Annotated in this window: 13 protein-coding genes; 2 read left to right on the forward strand and 11 right to left on the reverse strand. The window is 67.0% G+C overall.

The window, feature by feature from the left end; translation table 11 throughout:
• Window positions 1-11: 11 nt before the first annotated feature.
• The 8 genes from V5G24_RS14420 to dusB all read right to left on the reverse strand — a co-directional run bounded on the left by V5G24_RS14420 (window position 12) and on the right by dusB (window position 12,465).
• Window positions 12-1,430 carry a hypothetical protein gene (locus V5G24_RS14420; RefSeq protein ID WP_394081785.1) on the reverse strand — a complete coding sequence of 473 codons (1,419 nt, stop codon included), beginning with the start codon at window positions 1,428-1,430 and terminating at the stop codon, window positions 12-14.
• 12 nt (window positions 1,431-1,442) lie between these two features.
• On the reverse strand, window positions 1,443-2,819 hold the full coding sequence (trkA, locus tag V5G24_RS14425) for a Trk system potassium transporter TrkA (RefSeq protein ID WP_394081783.1): 1,377 nt from the start codon (window positions 2,817-2,819) through the stop codon (window positions 1,443-1,445).
• Window positions 2,820-2,876: 57 nt separating this feature from the next.
• Complete coding sequence (ntrX, locus tag V5G24_RS14430; RefSeq protein WP_394081781.1) at window positions 2,877-4,241, reverse strand: nitrogen assimilation response regulator NtrX; 1,365 nt, start codon at window positions 4,239-4,241, stop codon at window positions 2,877-2,879.
• 3 nt (window positions 4,242-4,244) lie between these two features.
• A complete protein-coding gene (locus tag V5G24_RS14435) occupies window positions 4,245-6,482 on the reverse strand; it encodes a sensor histidine kinase NtrY-like (RefSeq protein ID WP_394081779.1) in 2,238 nt (745 codons plus the stop codon).
• Between the two features lie 123 nt (window positions 6,483-6,605).
• On the reverse strand, window positions 6,606-8,804 hold the full coding sequence (locus V5G24_RS14440; protein WP_394081777.1) for a putative bifunctional diguanylate cyclase/phosphodiesterase: 2,199 nt from the start codon (window positions 8,802-8,804) through the stop codon (window positions 6,606-6,608).
• A 133-nt stretch (window positions 8,805-8,937) separates the two neighbouring features.
• The gene (gene ntrC, locus V5G24_RS14445) at window positions 8,938-10,380 is read right to left on the reverse strand and encodes a nitrogen regulation protein NR(I) (RefSeq protein WP_394081775.1); all 1,443 of its coding nucleotides are present in this window, start codon (window positions 10,378-10,380) and stop codon (window positions 8,938-8,940) included.
• Between the two features lie 7 nt (window positions 10,381-10,387).
• On the reverse strand, window positions 10,388-11,515 hold the full coding sequence (locus V5G24_RS14450; protein WP_394081773.1) for a two-component system sensor histidine kinase NtrB: 1,128 nt from the start codon (window positions 11,513-11,515) through the stop codon (window positions 10,388-10,390).
• The gene (gene dusB / locus V5G24_RS14455) at window positions 11,512-12,465 is read right to left on the reverse strand and encodes a tRNA dihydrouridine synthase DusB (RefSeq protein ID WP_509292241.1); all 954 of its coding nucleotides are present in this window, start codon (window positions 12,463-12,465) and stop codon (window positions 11,512-11,514) included. Before dusB ends, V5G24_RS14450 begins: the two co-directional genes overlap by 4 nt.
• Window positions 12,466-12,740: 275 nt before the next feature.
• Between dusB and V5G24_RS14460 the strand changes: the two genes are divergently transcribed.
• Window positions 12,741-13,922 carry a bifunctional 2-C-methyl-D-erythritol 4-phosphate cytidylyltransferase/2-C-methyl-D-erythritol 2,4-cyclodiphosphate synthase gene (locus V5G24_RS14460; RefSeq protein WP_394081769.1) on the forward strand — a complete coding sequence of 394 codons (1,182 nt, stop codon included), beginning with the start codon at window positions 12,741-12,743 and terminating at the stop codon, window positions 13,920-13,922.
• Window positions 13,919-14,413, forward strand: coding sequence for a CinA family protein (locus V5G24_RS14465; RefSeq protein WP_394081767.1), 495 nt, complete (start codon window positions 13,919-13,921; stop codon window positions 14,411-14,413). The genes V5G24_RS14460 and V5G24_RS14465 overlap by 4 nt, the downstream gene beginning before the upstream one ends.
• A 4-nt stretch (window positions 14,414-14,417) precedes the next feature.
• Here V5G24_RS14465 and V5G24_RS14470 read toward each other — a convergent pair whose 3' ends face one another.
• The 3 genes from V5G24_RS14470 to V5G24_RS14480 form a co-directional block, all read right to left on the reverse strand.
• Window positions 14,418-14,873, reverse strand: a complete 456-nt coding sequence (locus V5G24_RS14470) for a type II toxin-antitoxin system RatA family toxin (RefSeq protein ID WP_394081765.1) — start codon at window positions 14,871-14,873, stop codon at window positions 14,418-14,420.
• A gap of 4 nt (window positions 14,874-14,877) precedes the next feature.
• A complete protein-coding gene (lipA, locus tag V5G24_RS14475) occupies window positions 14,878-15,831 on the reverse strand; it encodes a lipoyl synthase (RefSeq protein WP_394081763.1) in 954 nt (317 codons plus the stop codon).
• Window positions 15,832-15,956: 125 nt separating this feature from the next.
• The gene (locus V5G24_RS14480; protein ID WP_394081761.1) at window positions 15,957-16,235 is read right to left on the reverse strand and encodes a GlsB/YeaQ/YmgE family stress response membrane protein; all 279 of its coding nucleotides are present in this window, start codon (window positions 16,233-16,235) and stop codon (window positions 15,957-15,959) included.
• Window positions 16,236-16,248 lie beyond the last annotated feature (13 nt).

Below are 16,248 nucleotides of genomic sequence, written 5' to 3' on the forward strand. Positions count from 1 at the left end.
GAATTCGAACCTCAACTGCGCCAGAAGGCAAGGTGGATGAGCACGAACGCGCCCACAGTCTCCAGCCGGCCGGCGATCATGGCGAAGGCTGCGCCAAGCACGGACAGAGGCGGCAAAGCGGAAATGGCGGGCCAGTCCGGATTGGCCGCGTCATAGATCGGTCCGGCATTGGTCAGCGCCGCCACCGCCGCCGTGACCCCCGCCTGCAGGCTGGGCATGGAAATGCTCATGAGAATGATGGTGAAGGCGAGGGTCGCGAGCACGGAGACCAGCCCCACCCAGACCCCGCGCATGGCGGAGCCGACGCCCCCCTCCCCGGTGCGCGCGGGCTGCACCAGATGGGGCGAGATGAGCCGCATCAGATCGCCCTGGGCGCGCAGCAGCATGGCGCGCAACCGCAGCAGCTTGATGCCGCCGGTGACCGAAAGCGCCCCGCCGCCCACCAGCGCCATGCCCAGCACCAGGGCCGGCGGCACGATGCCATAGACCTCCGCACCGCTCACCAAGCCGCTGGTCGCGATCAGCGAGGCAGCGCTGAATGCGCCCATCTCCAGCGACGCCCGCACCGAGATAACCGATGGATCGCGAAAGATGACGGCGCCGAGCACGATCGCCGCCACTACCCAATAGCCGAGCAGCAGCAGGCTTTCCGATTGCTCGGGCGCGGCATGGATGCGGCGGGTCACCAGCGCGCGATGCCAGCGCACGCTGGTGGCCGACCACAGCATGAAGGGGACCATCGCCAGCGGCGTGGCGACGCTGGTGCGCAGCGCCTCCACCGCCTGCGGCGGCACATGGGCGCCGGACGAGGTCGCCGCCGACGCGAGGCACAAGGCGACATAGATCGAATTGCCGCTCGCCAGCAGAACGATCAGCGCCAGCAGGGTCGCGGCGGCATAGATCGGCGCGATATCCCGGACCACGCCGCCGGTATCGACGATCTCAAGCCCGTCGACCCCGGCCTGGGCGCGATGGGGCAGGCCCGCGAGCCCGGCCGGCGCCAAAACCGCCACGCCGGAAACGATGGTCAGCAGGCCGCCGCTCCATTGCAGCAAAGCGAACCACACATAAAGGCTGCGCGGCGCCTCGTGCACCGCCGTAAATCCGGTGGTGGTGAAGGCGGACAGCGCCTCGAACCAGGCGCGCCACAGATCGAGCCCGCTCGCCACCGCCACCGCCGGCGCGGCCACCACCGGGACCAGCAGCCAGAGCGCGGCGAGCGCGGCGAACGCATGGAGCCGGCGCATGCGCACCTTGACCCCGGCGCAGGACAGCCGCATGGCGCCGGCGAAGAAGACGCAGGCGAGCGTGGTCGCGAGGAAGATCGGCGCCTGCCCCTCCCCGTTGCGCACCGAGACCAGCGCGGGCAACAGCGCGGCCCCGCCCACCCACAGGAGCGCCCACGCGAGAAGCCGGAGGATGGAGGGCATGGAGGCGATGCTTTAAAAGAATTCGAGGCTCACGCGGAACAGCTGTTCCACGCGCTTGATGCGCTCCGCCAAGGCGAACAGGATCACCCGATCCTGCGCCCGCACCACCGTGTCGCCGGTGGGCAGCAGCACTTCGCCGTTGCGCACCAGCGCGCCCACCCGCAGGCCCTTCAGCAGGTCGATGTCGCGCAGCGGCCGCCCCACCAGGGGCGAGGTTTCCAGCGCCTCCGCCTCGATCATCTCGCCGGCCCCGTCGAGCAGCGAATGCACGCCCCGGATGCGCCCGCGCCGCACATGCTGGAGCACCTTGGAGACGGTGATCTGGCGCGGGTTCACATGCGCGTCGATGCCGAGGCCGCGGGCGAAGGTGGTGTAGCCCGGCTCGTTCAGCAGCGCGAGGATGCGCCGCGCGCCGATCTGCTTGGCCAGCAGGCAGGCGACGATATTGATGCGGTCGTCATTGGTGAGCGCGATCATGGTGTCGGCGTCCCCGACCCCCGCCTCGTCCAGGATCTCGCGCGAGAGCGCATCGCCGTTCAGCACCACCGAGCGCGACAGGATCTCCGCGATCGCCTGCGCGCGTTCGGGCGCGCTCTCGATGATCTTGATCTTGGCGATCGGATTGCGCTTCTCCAGCTGGTCGGCGACATAAAGGCCGATATTGCCGCCGCCGGCGATGACGATGCGCTGTCCCGGCACCTCGTCATGGCCGAAGATGGACAAGGTGCGCCGCACCTGGTCGGACCGCGCGACGAAATAGGCGATGTCACCGGCCAGGATGGTGTCGCGCGAGGTAAGGACGATTGGCTTGCCGCCGCGATTGACCGCCACGATGGTGGCGCGCAGATCCGGGAACAGCTGGGTCAGCTCGCGCAGCGGCGTATCGAGGATCGGGCATTCCTCGGAGCAATAGACCCCGGCCACCACCACCGCCCCGTCGGCAAAGGTGACGGTATCGATGGAGCCGGGCAGCGACAGGCGCCGCAGCACCATTTCGCCCACCTCGATCTCGGGCGAAATCACCACGTCGATGGGCAGATGGTCGCGCGAGAGCATGTCGCGCCATTCCGGCATCAGATAGGTCTGGGCGCGGATGCGGGCGACCTTGGTCGGCACGTTGAACAAGGAATGCGCGACCTGGCACGCAATCATGTTCACCTCGTCGTGCAGGGTCACGGCGATCAGCATGTCCGCCTGCTCGATGCCGGCCTTGGCAAGCACGTCGGGGTGCGAGCCGTGGCCGACCACGCCGCGCACGTCCAGCTGCTCGGTGGCGATCTGGATGCGGCGCGCGCTGGCATCGATGATGGAGACGTCGTTCTGCTCGCTCGCGAGGCGCTCGGCAATGCCGAGCCCCACCTGCCCCGCCCCGCAGATCACGACCTTCATGCGCGATTCCCCCTAACCCGGCCGCAGCTTATCCCCTCGGCGCCGCAGCGCCTATTCCTACCCTACGCCGAGAGCCTTGAGCTTTCGATGAAGAGCCGAGCGCTCCATGCCCACAAATTCCGCCGTGCGGGAGATATTTCCGCCGAAGCGATTGATCTGCGCGGCCAGATATTCGCGCTCGAACACCTCGCGGGCCTCGCGCAGCGGCAGGCCCATCAGATGCTCCCCGCCATTGCCGTTGGGCAAATTGGGCACGAGCGCCCCCACGTCCGGCGGCAGCATGGAGGCGGTGACGATGGCGTCAGGGTCTCCGCCGGCCAGGATCAGCACCCGTTCCACATTGTTGCGCAGCTGGCGCACATTGCCGGGCCAGTCGTGGGATTGCAGCACCGCCATGGCGTCGTCGGCGATCTTCCGGCTCGGCAGGCCGGTGGTCTGGGAGATCAGGTCGATGAAGAAATCCACGAGGTCGGGAATATCCTCGCGCCGCTCGGCCAGCGGCGGCACGCGGATCGGCACCACGCTGAGGCGGTGATAGAGGTCCTCGCGGAACCGCCCCTGCGCGATCTCCTCCTCCAGGTTGCGGCCGGTGGAGGAGATGATGCGCACGTCGACGCTCACCTTGTCCGAGCCGCCGATGCGGGTGAAGGTCTGCTCCACCAGCACGCGCAGCACCCGGTTCTGGGTCTCGCGCGGCATGTCGGCGATCTCGTCCAGAAACAGCGTGCCGCCGTGGGCTTCCTCCAGCGCGCCGCGCCGGGCCTCGCGCCCCTCGCCTTCCTCGACCCCGAACAATTCATATTCCAGCCGCTCGGGCGTGATCGCGGCGGCATTGATGACGATGAACGGCCCCTGGTTGCGGCTCGATACCGCATGAACCATGCGCGCGGTCAGCTCCTTGCCCGATCCCGACGGACCGATGATCAGGATGCGGCTGTTGGTGGGCCCGACCCGGTCGATGGTCGCCTTCAGCTGCTGGATGGCGCTGGAGCGGCCGATCAGGGTCTGCGGCTGCGTCATCTGCTTGAGTTCGCGCACTTCCCGGCGCAGGCGCAGGGTTTCCAGCGCGCGCTCGGTGATGACGATCAGGCGGTCGGCGTTGAACGGCTTCTCGATGAAGTCATAGGCGCCGCGCTTGATGGCGGCGACGGCGGTTTCGATATTGCCGTGGCCGGAGATCATCACCACCGGCACGTCGGGATGCGCCAGCTTGATGGTGTCGAGCAATTCCAACCCGTCCATCCGGCTGCCCTGGAGCCAGATGTCCAGGAAGATCAGGTTCGGCCGCCGGGTGGCGATGGCGGCGAGCGCGCTGTCGGCGTCGCGGGCGGTGCGGGCGGAATAGCCCTCGTCCTCCAGGATGCCGGCCACCAGGCCGCAGATGTCGGCTTCGTCGTCGACGATCAGAATGTCGTGGGCCATGGCTCAAGCCCCCTTCTTCTGGTCGGCCGGCACCAGGATCGGCCCGTCGGCGCGCATGCGCAGCCGGACCCAGGCGCCCCGTCCCTCGGGCGAGTCGTAAAGCTCGATGCCGCCGCCATGCTCTTCCATGATCTTACCGACGATGGCGAGGCCGAGGCCGGTGCCTTTTTCACGCGTGGTCACATACGGCTCCAGGAGGCGGTTGCGCTTCTCCTGGGGCAGGCCGGTTCCGTTGTCGATCACATCAACCACCAGATCTTCGCCGGACTGGTCCGCCTTCACGCGGATCAGCCCCTTGCCACGTTGTTCCGCCGGAACGGCCTCGATGGCCTCGGCGGCATTCTTGAGGATGTTGGTCAGGGCCTGGGATATCAGGCGACGGTCGAACCGCGCCGGAAGGGAGGAAGGGATGTCGGCCTCGAAGGTGACTTCGGGATGACCGACTTTCATTAAAAAAAGCGTCTGCCGCAGGGTCTCGGCGAGATCCTGGCTGTCCACGACCGGCTTCGGCATGCGGGCGAAGGAGGAGAATTCGTCCACCATCCGGCCGATGTCGCCCACCTGGCGGATGATGGTGTCGGTGCACTGGTCGAACACGTCGCGGTCCTGTGTGATGTGCTTGCCGTACTTGCGCTTCAGCCGCTCCGCCGAAAGCTGGATGGGCGTCAGCGGATTCTTGATCTCGTGGGCGATGCGGCGCGCCACGTCGGCCCAGGCGGAGGTGCGCTGCGCCGAGATCAGCGCGGTGATGTCGTCCAGCGTCACCACCCAGCCGTGGTCGGCCTCGGAGGATTGCTCGGTGGTGACGCGCACGGCGAACACCCGTTCGCGCCCCTCGCGCTGCACCGTGATATTGCCCTGGACGATGCGCTCGCGCCCGGCCTCCGCCTCGCCGATCAGGGAGGCGGTCTCGGGCACCACTTCGGCAAGCGGATGGCCGAGCGCATCGGCCTCCTTCACCCCCAGCAGCTTTTCCGCCGAGCGGTTGAGGATGGTCACCCGCTCGTCGGAATCAAGCCCGATCACCCCCGCCCCGACGCCGGACAGGACCGCCTCGGTGAAGCGGCGGCGCACGTCGATCTGATCGCGCGCCCGCAGCAAGGCATCATGCTGGTTGCGCAATTCGGCGGTCATCTTGTTGAAGGTCTCGCCCAGCGTCGCGAAATCGCCCTCGGAGCGATAGATCGGCACCTGGACGTCAAGATTGCCCGCCGCCACATGGTCCGCCGCCGACATCAGCCGGCGGATCGGCGCCACCAGCCATTTCGAGACATTGATGCCGAGCCAGACCGCCGAAAGCAGCACGATCAGCGTGATGACCGCATACATGAGAGCGAACGCCACCTGCACCCCGAAGCGCCGCTCCTCCAGGCTCTGATAATCCGCGAGGGTCTCCCGCGTGGTTTTCAGATAGCCGATCACCCTTGGATCGATGGGCCGCGCCACATAGAGATAGAGGTCGGGATAATCCTTCAGCTTGATCAGCGCCCCGACGAAATCGGCATCGGACGGCAGATAGATGATCGGCTGCTCGGCGGTCGCTTCATCAATGGCGATATTGGCCGGCACCAGGAATTCGCGGCCGGTCATGACCTGTGCGCCCTCGACCACCTTCAGGTCGCGCTCGATCATCAGCGCGCCGGGCAGATTGCGCAGCGCCGCCTGGGCGGTGAGAATCTGCCGGAAGCGCGCCCGGTCGCTGTCATAAAGCGGCTTGAGGCGGTTGAGATCGGCGCTCATGGCGAGGACGTCGCCGCGAATGTTCAGCGCATGCTCGCGGACATAGGTTTGCGCCACCTGCACCGCGTTCGCGACGATCTCCTGGGTCCGCACGGAAAACCACCGGTCGAGCCCGCGATCCAAGGTCAGGCTCGCGACCCCCGCCACCAGGATGGCGGGCACCACGGCGACCACGGCGAACAAAGCGACGATGCGCACATGCAGCCGCGAGGCGGCGCGGCCCCGCGCCCGCGCCCGGACGATGCGCCACACCTCGCGCCCCACCATGGTGGACAGGATGGCCACCGCGAGCGCGTTTCCGGCCAGCAGGCCGATCACCACCTCGTGGCTCGGCACCACCGGCGTCAGGCCCATCAGGATCAGGAAGGTGGCCAAGGCCGAGCAGAGCGCCAGCACCACCATCGCCGGCGCGAACAGGCCCACGCTTAGCAACGGGCTCGCTCCTGGCATCCCCCCGCCCGTGGCACGGTTATCGGCGGTGTCCAGGCTGGCATTCGTCATGGATGGAAGGGTCCCGCGCCGCACCGGGAATCAGTGCGACTGATGCAATGGGACAACACTGGTGCAAAAATGTGACAATTGCGACTGGTCCCGCCGCTTGTCCTGCGCATGGAGCGAAAAGTGTCAGGGGTCGCGGCCGCCGTCGGGCCAGCGCCGCGCCTCTTCCTCGCGCATGGGCCGCCCCACCAGATAGCCTTGGACACAATCGCTGCCGAGGGCCACCACCTCGTTCATGGCGTCGTCGTTTTCCACCCCTTCGGCCACCACTTCGATGCCGAAGGCGTGGGCCAGATCCACCATCACCCCCACGATGCGCCGCGAACGGGAATTGTCGACGATCTCGCGGATGAAAGAGCGGTCGATCTTAAGCACGTTCACCGGCAGACGCTGAAGATAACTGAAGGAGGAATAGCCGGTGCCGAAATCATCGATGGCCACCTTGCTGCCCAGGGATTGCAGCTGGACCATCACCTCGACCGCTTTTTCCGGCTCCGACAGCAAGGTGCTCTCTGTCAGCTCGAACAATACCTGCTCGCCCTTCAGATTCACTTGCTGAAGAATGTTCGCGATGCGCGCCACAAGATCGGGGGCCATCACCTGCGGGGCGGAAAGATTGACCGACACATAGCGCGGCCCAAGTCCCCTGGAGGCGCGATCCTGGTTCCAGCGTGCGCAGGCCGCCACCGCCCGTTCCAGAACCAGTTCGCCCAATTGCTCGGACAGGCCCGAGGCCTCGGCGATGGCCACGAATTCGCTGGGCTCCACATTTCCCAGCGCCGGATGGCTCCAGCGGGCGAGGGCCTCAAAGCCCATCACCGTTCCGGTCTTGCAGCACACGATCGGCTGAAACACCATGTACAGGTCGTGCGAGCGCCGCAGAATGGCGTCCCGCAGATCGGTTTCCAGCGCCAGGCGCTCCTGGTGGTCCGCGCGCAGCGACTGGTCGAACACCACCGCATGGCCGCGCCCCTGGGCGTGGAGCGCCATTTCGGCATCGCGCAACATGTGTTCCAATTGCCCCTGCTCGCGGGCGATGCCGATGCGCGCGCGCAGATAGAAGCGTCGGCCCTCGCTTTCCAGCGGCGCCTGGAACAGCGCATCGACGCTGCGCCCGGTGGCCAGCGCGTCCGAGCCGCGGAACAGAATGATGGCGAATTCCCGCTCGCCGGTGCGCGCCAGCATCGCATCGCCACGCAGCGCGAGGCGCAGCCGCAAGGCCAGTTGCGCCGCCACCGGCTCGGTGAATTCGCGCCCGAGGCTCGCGGCGAGCACGTCGAGATCGCGGAAATGCACCACCACCACCCCGGTTGGCGCGCTCGGCGCGTCGGCGACCAGGCGCAGCAGCCCGGCGCGATTGGGCAGCCCCGTCATGGCATCGTGATAGGCGAGCCGCTCCAGCGCCTCCTGGGCATTCACGAAATTGGAGATGTCCCGCAGATAGGCGGTGAAGACGCGCCGGGTCGCGCCGCGAATCTCGGTGACGGTCAGTTCCACGGGAAACACGCTGCCATCCGCGCGCCGGCCCTGAAGCTCCACGCGCCGGCCGAGGATGTGAGGCGAACCGTCTTCCAGATAGCGCTTGAGGCCCGACTGGTGCGACATCGCATAGCGCGGCGGAATGATGGTGGCGCCAAGCGAGCGGCCGATCGCATCCGCGCGCTGATAGCCGAATATGCGCTCGGCGGCCGGGTTGAACTCCAGGATCATGCCCGCTTCGTCGATGGTGACGACGGCATCGAGCGCCGAACCGAGCATGCTGCGCAGGGTGACATCGTTCAATTCCCGCTCGGCCCGCATGCATTCGGCCGAGCGCGCCACCATGCCGGCCACCAGATGGCACAGGGATTTGACGGTCTCGTCCCACGCCAGGTTCTCGTCGTCGTGGGCGATGCAGAAATGACCCCACCAATGGCCTGCCGCCATGACCGGGACGGTATAGAAGCGCACGATCTGATGGGCCTCGAAATAGGCGCGCATATAGCCCGTGAGATCGCGGGTAAGCCCTTCGATCACCTCGCCGCGGATACGCCGGCTCGCCCAGTCGCGCTGGAGGTCGTCGGCGCCGTCGGGGGCGATGGTGCGATGGTGGGCGCGGCCGATGGGAGCAAGGCCCGGCCGCGCCCAATCGGCCCGACAGATCACCCCGAGCCCTGGATGCCCGTCCTGGCGAACCTCGAACAAGGCGACGCGGCTGAGACCGAACGCCTCGCCGATACCGGCGCAGACCCGCTCCAGCGCCTCGTTCCAAAGATCGCCGTCATCGCTCTGGGCGATAAATGCATTCATCGCCCAGAGCAGGTGACTCAAAGCGACTTCAGACATCACGGGTCCTTGCATACCGGCATCAACAAATGCGGTGCCCTATGCGCGTCATCGCGTATCCGGACCGCCCCCTCGCGAAATCTTATTCCTTAGATTCGCAGCTTGCACGCATAAGATGTCAGCAAACCTCAGATTAACGGCTGGTGCGAATGACCTGAATATCCAGATCGCGGATTTTTTTCCGCAAGGTATTGCGGTTCAGGCCGAGCAATTCCGCCGCCTTGATCTGATTACCCCGCGCCGCAGCAAGAGCCGCCGACAGGAGTGGATATTCCACGTCCCGCAGGATCCGATGGTAAAGGCCGGGCGGCGGCAAATCTTCGCCGAATCCGGCAAAATATGTGTTAAGATGCCGTTCCACCGAAGCGGCGAGCGTGGCATCCACCGGACCATCCTCGGCGCCCGCGCTGGGCACCGGCTCGGACAGTTCGGCCTCGATGATGCCGGTGGTGATGATCTCCTGCGGGTACAAGGCCGAGAGCCGGCGCACCAGGTTTTCAAGCTCACGCACATTGCCGGGCCAGCGATAGCGCTTCAGCCGATCGAGGGCGGCGGTGTCGATCTGCTTCGCCGGCAGGCCCTCCCGCTCCGCCTGAAGGAAGAAGTGCCGCACCAGATCCGGCACGTCCTCGGAACGCTCGCGCAGCGGCGGCAGGCGCAGCGGCACCACGTTCAGGCGGAAGAACAGATCCTCGCGGAACAGGCCCTGCTGGATCAGCGTGCGCAGGTCCTTGTTGGTTGCGGCAATGATGCGCACGTCGGTCTTGATGGGGGTGCGCCCGCCCACCGTGGTATATTCCCCTTGCTGGAGCACGCGCAGCAGGCGGGTCTGCGCCTCCATGGGCATGTCGCCGATTTCGTCGAGGAAGAGCGTGCCGCTTTCCGCCTGCTCGAACCGGCCGGTATTGCGCGTGGTGGCGCCGGTGAACGAGCCCTTTTCGTGGCCGAACAATTCGCTCTCGATGAGATCGCGCGGGATCGCCGCCATGTTGATGGCCACGAACGGCCCGGTGCGGCGCTTGCCGTAATCGTGCAGCGCCCGCGCCACCAGTTCCTTGCCGGTGCCGCTCTCGCCCGCGATCATCACGGTGAGGTCGGTTTGCATGAGGCGGGCGAGCAGGCGGTAGATTTCCTGCATCGCCGGCGAGCGGCCCACGAGCGGGATATTGTCCTGCTCCTCGGAGCCGAGCGGATGCTGGTCGGACTTCTTCGGCTCGGCGAGCGCGCGGCCGACGATGGAGATCAGCTCCTTCAGGTCGAACGGCTTGGGCAGATATTCATAAGCGCCGCGCTCGGAGGCGCGGATCGCGGTCATGAACGTGTTCTGCGCGCTCATGACGATGACCGGCAGGTCCGGCCGCGCCTTCTTGATGCGCGGCAAGAGGTCGAAGGCGTTTTCGTCCGGCATCACCACGTCGGTGATGACCAGATCGCCATCTCCCTGGCTCACCCAGCGCCAGAGGGTGGCCGCATTCCCGCACGAGCGCACTTCATATCCGGCCCGCGACAGGGCCTGATTAAGCACGGTACGGATCGCAGCATCGTCGTCGGCGACCAGAATGCTTCCCGTGGGCATGGATACCTCAGTTGTCCTCGGAGGCGACACGTGTGCCGCGATACATGGGAAGGAGAACCCGGAAGCTGGTTCGCCGGGGCTGGCTGTCGCACTCGACGATCCCGCCATGGTCGCCGATGATCTTCGCCACCAATGCAAGGCCGAGGCCACTTCCCGTCGGCTTGGTGGTCACGAACGGATCGAACAGATGGGGCAGCAGGTCGTCCGGCACGCCCTTGCCATTGTCCTTGACGCAGAATTCCAGCGGCAGGCTGACGCGCGAGGAGGCGCCGGGCACGGTGAGCCGCACGCCGGGGCGGAAGGCGGTGGTGAGATGGATTTCCCCGTCCGTCTCCGAATCGATGGCCTCGGCCGCGTTCTTCACCAGATTGAGGAACACCTGAACCAATTGGTCGCGGTTCGCGAAGACCGGCGGCAAGGAGGGGTCATATTCCTCGATAAAGCGGATGTGCCGCGCGAAGCCCGAGGACGCGAGCGTACGCACATGCTCCAGCACCGCATGGATATTCACCGGCTCGCGGGCGATGGGCCGCTCGTCGGAGAACACCTCCATGCGGTCCACCAGCTTCACGATGCGGTCCGCCTCGTCGGTGATCAGGCGGGTGAGCGCGCGGTCCTCGTCGCCCGCCGACTGTTCCAGAAGCTGGGCGGCGCCGCGAATGCCGGAGAGCGGATTCTTGATCTCGTGGGCCAGCATGGAGGCGAGCGCGCTCACCGAGCGGGCGGCGCCGCGATGGGTGAGCTGGCGGTCCATCTTGTCGGCGATGGTGCGCTCCTGGATCATCACCACCACATGGCCCGGCCGTTCGGAGACCGGCCCGACATGGATGTCGACCACCCGCTCGCCGCCATTCTTGGGCGTACCGAGGTCCACGCGATATTCGTTCACCGGCGCGCCGCGCGCCCGCACCTGATCGATCAGGCCGAGCAGCGGCGTGCCGAACGGCACGAATTCGGCGAACGGCCGGCGCCGCAGCACCGGCAGGCTGACTTCAAAAAAAGCCTCGGCCGCCACGTTGGCGTCGACGATCTGCCCGGTATCGGAAACCGTGATCACAGGGTGGGGCACCGCATCGAGGATCGCGCGGGTAAAATTCAACTCCGGCTCGGGCCGGCGCTTTGCATCTGCCTTCATGCCGCGGCCTTCCAGTTGGCATCATCGAAAGCGGCGCGAATCCCGTCCGCGACCGCGTCGGGGTCTTCCGCGCGCAGCAGCCTTGCCCGCCATGGCTTGACCCAGTCTTGCTCGCGGCCGGCGCTCGCCGCCGCCGCTTCCAGCGCCCAGCCGATATGCTTGCGGGCCTGCCGCATGCCGAGCCCGGCGCCATAGAGAGCGAGCCAGCCCTCGTACATTTCCAACAGCACGTCGCGCTGTTCGCACAGGCTAGGCTCCACCGGCGCGCGCCCGGTTTCCAGGAACCGCGCCACCTGGCCGGGGAACCAGGGCCGCCCCTGCGCGCCACGGCCGATCATCACCCCGTCGGCGCCCGACGCGGACAGCATGGGGCCGGCATCGGCGCAGCGCGTGAGATCGCCATTGGCGAGCACCGGAATGGAGACCTTCGCCTTCACCTCGGCGATCGCCGCCCAATCCGCTTCGCCGGTGTAGAATTGGCAGCGGGTCCGGCCATGGATCGTCAGCAAGGCGATGCCCGCATCCTCGGCGATGGTGGCGAGCACCGGTGCGATCCGCGCCGCCCCGTCCCAGCCCAGGCGGGTCTTCAGCGTCACCGGGACGGAGACGGCGGAACGCACCGCCGCGATGATCCGCGCCGCCAGCGGCAGGTCGCGCAGCAGCGCCGCGCCCGCAGCTCCGGTGGTCACGCGCTTGGCCGGGCAGCCCATATTGATGTCGATGATATCCGCGCCTTCCGCCTCCGCCATGCGGGCGGCCTCCCCCATCCAATGGGGATCGTTGCCGGCCAGCTGAACGGCGTGCAGCGGAATGCCGGCGCGTTCGGCCCGAAGCGTGGTCTCGCCATGGCCCTCGAGCAGCGCTTCGCTGGCGACCATTTCAGACACCACGAGCCCGGCGCCATATCGAACCGCCATGCGCCGCACCGGCGCATCGGTAATACCGGCCATCGGGGCGAGCACCACCGGGTTCGGGAGGGCGTGGGGGCCGATTCGAACGGTCGAAAGAGATGGAGAAAGAAGCTCTTGCACAGATTTTAGGCCACCTAAGGAGTGCCTACATTCTAGACAATTGCGATGCACGCGCAAGGGCAGCTTTGCAATGAGGCGCATGGTGCAGCGCGAAGGCTGCCGAAGGCACAGGCGACCGCCGCTTTTTTGTCCCCTTGCGCGGCGGGTTCGGGCGCTGTTCAAGGAGCAAATGGCGAAAAAAGGGAATGATCTTCATGGCGACGTGCGCGGTCATTGTGGTGGCGGCGGGCCGCGGCACCCGCGCCGGTGGTCCGTTGCCCAAACAATATCACCATCTCGGTGGGGAAACCGTGCTGCGGCGCACCTTGCGCCTGTTCGCTGAGCATTCCGATATCCATACCATCCAGGTGGTGATCCATCCCGACGATGAAGCCCGCTTCGCCGCCGCCGCCGCCGGCCTTGCGAAAGTGCGCTTGGCGGTGGCGGGCGGACGCGAGCGGCAGGATTCGGTGCGGGCCGGCCTCGAAGCGCTGGCGGGCGAGGCCCCCGACCTCGTACTGGTGCACGATGCCGCCCGCCCGTTCGTGACGCACGCCCTGATCTCCCGCGCGGTCGAAGCGGCGGCCACCCACGGCGCGGCGGTGCCGGTGACCGGCGTGACCGATACCATCAAGGTGGTGGACGGCTTGGGAGCCGTCACCTCCACGCCTGTGCGCGCCACGTTGCGCGCGGTGCAGACTCCCCAGGCTTTCCGGTATGACATGCTGCGCGCCGCCCATGATGCGGCGCAAGCCGGCGGCATCGCCGGCCTGACCGACGACGCCGCCGTGATGGAATGGGCAGGGCACAAGGTCGCGACCTTTGAAGGAGAAGCGGGCAACATGAAACTCACCTCCGCCGACGATCTGGCCCGCGCCGCCCGCGCGGGCGCGGCCCCGCTCAGCGATGTGCGCACCGGCACCGGGTTCGACGTGCATGCCTTCGGTCCCGGCGACCATGTGATGCTCGGCGGCCTCGCCATTCCCTTCGACAAGGGCCTCGACGGCCATTCCGACGCCGACGTGGGGCTGCATGCGCTCACCGATGCGGTGCTCGGCGCCCTGTGCGACGGCGATATCGGCGCCCATTTTCCGCCCTCCGACCCGCAATGGAAGGGCGCGACTTCCGACCGTTTCCTGGTGTTCGCGCTCGACAAGGTGCGCGCGCGCGGCGGCATCGTCGCCCATCTCGACCTGACCTTGATCTGCGAAGCCCCGAAGATCGGCCCCCACCGCGACGCGATCCGCACGCGCATCAGCGAAATCACCGGCGTTGCGCTCGGCCGCATCAGCGTGAAGGCCACCACCACCGAGCGGCTCGGCTTCACCGGCCGGCGCGAGGGCATCGCCGCCATGGCGTCCGCCACCATCCGCCTGCCCGAGGAGGATTTGCTGTGAGCGATCTGGAAACCCAAGACCGCGCCCGGCGCGTGCTGGAGGCCTGCCGCGCCGCCGGCCTCACGCTGGCTACCGCCGAATCCTGCACCGGCGGCCTCGTGATCGGCGCGCTGACCGATATCGCCGGCTCCTCCGATGTGGTGGATCGCGGCTTCGTCACCTATTCCAATGCCGCCAAGATGGCGATGCTCGGCGTGCCGGAGGCGATCCTCGCCGCCCATGGCGCGGTGAGCGAGGAGACCGCGCGCGCCATGGCCCGCGGCGCGCTCGCCGCCGCCGGCACCGGCCTTGCGGTTTCGATCACCGGCGTTGCAGGTCCCGGTGGCGGATCTGACGAAAAGCCGGTTGGCCTGGTGCATTTTGCGGCGGCCAAGCGCGGCGGCCTGCTGGTGCATCGCGAGGAGCGGTTCGGCCCGCTGGAGCGCGCCGACATCCGCGCCCGCTCGGTGCTTGTGGCGCTGGAAATGCTGGAGACGCTGGCGCGGTTTTGAGCGCTCAGGCCGCCCCGTACACCGCATCCGCCCGCTTCTCGAACGCATCGGCGAAGCGGCGGAAGGCGGCGTCGAACATGGCGCCCATCAGCAGGCCTAGGGTGCGCGAGCGAAATTCATAGGAGATGAAAAAGCTCACCTCGCACTTGCTGCCCTCCAGGTCGCGGAATTCCCAGCGATTGTCGAGGCGGCTGAACGGCCCGTCCAGATATTCCACGTGGATCGTCAGCTTGGGCCGGTCGAGGGTGACGCGCGAGGTGAAGGTCTCGCGGATCAGCTTGTAGGCGACCGTCATATCGGCGATCAGCACCTCCTGCCCCTCCCCGCCGGGCGTGCGGCGACGCACCCGCAGGGATTGGCAGAGCGGCACGAATTCCGGGTAATGGTCCACATCCGCCACGAGATCGAACATCTCGGCGGCGGAATGGTTCACCACGCGCTTGCTGGAGAAAGACGGCACGCCCTCACACCCGACCGAGCTTTGCCTCGCGGGCGCTGCGCAGGCGTGCGAAATCGTCGCCCGCATGGTGCGAAGAGCGCGTCAGCGGGCTCGACGACACCATCAGGAAGCCCTTGGCATAGGCCACCGTCTCGAAGGCGGAGAATTCGTCCGGCGTCACGAAGCGCTCCACCTTGTGGTGCTTGCGCGTGGGCTGGAGATATTGGCCGATGGTGATGAAATCCACCTCGGCCGAGCGCAGGTCGTCCATGAGCTGGAGCACTTCGTTCCGCTCCTCGCCGAGCCCCACCATGATGCCCGACTTGGTGAAGATGGAAGGGTCCAGCTCCTTCACCTGCTGTAGCAACCGCAGCGAGTGAAAATAGCGCGCGCCGGGCCGCACGGTGAGATACTTCGCCGGCACAGTTTCCAGATTATGGTTGAAGACATCGGGCTTTGCCTCGACCACCACTTCGATGGCGCCGGGCTTGCGCAGGAAATCCGGGGTGAGAATCTCGATGGTGGTGCCGGGGCTCCCGGCACGGATGGCGCGGATGGTGCGGGCGAAATGTTCGGCACCGCCGTCCGCCAGATCGTCCCGGTCCACCGAGGTGATGACCACGTGAGAGAGGCCGAGCTTGGCCACCGCCTCGCCCACCTTCTGCGGCTCGTCGAGGTCCAACGCCTGCGGCAGGCCGGTGCGCACATTGCAGAAGGCGCAGGCGCGGGTGCACGTGTCGCCCATGATCATGAAAGTGGCGTGCTTCTTTTCCCAGCACTCGCCAATGTTCGGGCAGCCCGCTTCCTCGCACACCGTGTGCAGGCCGTTGGCGCGCACGATGTCCGCCGTCTTGGACCAGCCGGCGGAGCCCGGCGCCTTCACGCGGATCCATTCCGGCTTGCGCAGGATCTCGCTTTCCGGGCGATGCGCCTTTTCCGGATGGCGCGGCCGGTTCAGGGTATTGACGAGCGTGACCATATCTTCAGGCGACTTTCGCGCGCGATAAAAGCATTCGCTTCAAAATGTAGTCTCCCATCGCGCCAGCGTCGAGCCGGCGCGATGCAGTGCTGACCTGCCGGCAGCGCCGGACCGGCCAAGGGCCTTTAGCGCGCGCGGATGCGGCGCCACACCCACAGCACGATGATGGCACCAACCACGGCGGCGATGAGCGTGCGGAAGAAGCCATAGACCGGCACGTCCGCCCATTCCGCCAGCTTGCCGCCGACGAACGCCCCAATCAGGCCGAACACGAGGTTCGTCAGCAGCCCGTGGTCGCTCGCGGTGATCCGCTCCGCGATCCAGCCGGCGATCAGGCCGATGAGGATCATGGTGAACAAGCCGACGCCGGGCTGGCTCAACGCCGCATAGGTCTCGCCATTCATGGATCAGCCCCCA

Origin of the sequence: Roseixanthobacter finlandensis (assembly GCF_043195105.2) — a bacterium.
In the GTDB taxonomy this organism is placed as follows: Bacteria; Pseudomonadota; Alphaproteobacteria; order Rhizobiales; family Xanthobacteraceae; genus NCEH01.

Excerpts from the sequence above, each read along its gene's own strand:
- V5G24_RS14440 (WP_394081777.1), bottom strand. The coding sequence starts at position 8,804 with ATGTCTGAAGTCGCTTTGAGTCACCTGCTCTGGGCGATGAATGCATTT.
- V5G24_RS14480 (WP_394081761.1), bottom strand. The coding sequence starts at position 16,235 with ATGAATGGCGAGACCTATGCGGCGTTGAGCCAGCCCGGCGTCGGCTTG.
- V5G24_RS14450 (WP_394081773.1), bottom strand. The coding sequence starts at position 11,515 with ATGAAGGCAGATGCAAAGCGCCGGCCCGAGCCGGAGTTGAATTTTACC.
- lipA (WP_394081763.1), bottom strand. The coding sequence starts at position 15,831 with ATGGTCACGCTCGTCAATACCCTGAACCGGCCGCGCCATCCGGAAAAG.
- V5G24_RS14435 (WP_394081779.1), bottom strand. The coding sequence starts at position 6,482 with ATGACGAATGCCAGCCTGGACACCGCCGATAACCGTGCCACGGGCGGG.
- trkA (WP_394081783.1), bottom strand. The coding sequence starts at position 2,819 with ATGAAGGTCGTGATCTGCGGGGCGGGGCAGGTGGGGCTCGGCATTGCC.
- V5G24_RS14420 (WP_394081785.1), bottom strand. The coding sequence starts at position 1,430 with ATGCCCTCCATCCTCCGGCTTCTCGCGTGGGCGCTCCTGTGGGTGGGC.
- dusB (WP_509292241.1), bottom strand. The coding sequence starts at position 12,465 with ATGGCCGGTATTACCGATGCGCCGGTGCGGCGCATGGCGGTTCGATAT.
- V5G24_RS14460 (WP_394081769.1), top strand. The coding sequence starts at position 12,741 with ATGGCGACGTGCGCGGTCATTGTGGTGGCGGCGGGCCGCGGCACCCGC.
- ntrX (WP_394081781.1), bottom strand. The coding sequence starts at position 4,241 with ATGGCCCACGACATTCTGATCGTCGACGACGAAGCCGACATCTGCGGC.
- ntrC (WP_394081775.1), bottom strand. The coding sequence starts at position 10,380 with ATGCCCACGGGAAGCATTCTGGTCGCCGACGACGATGCTGCGATCCGT.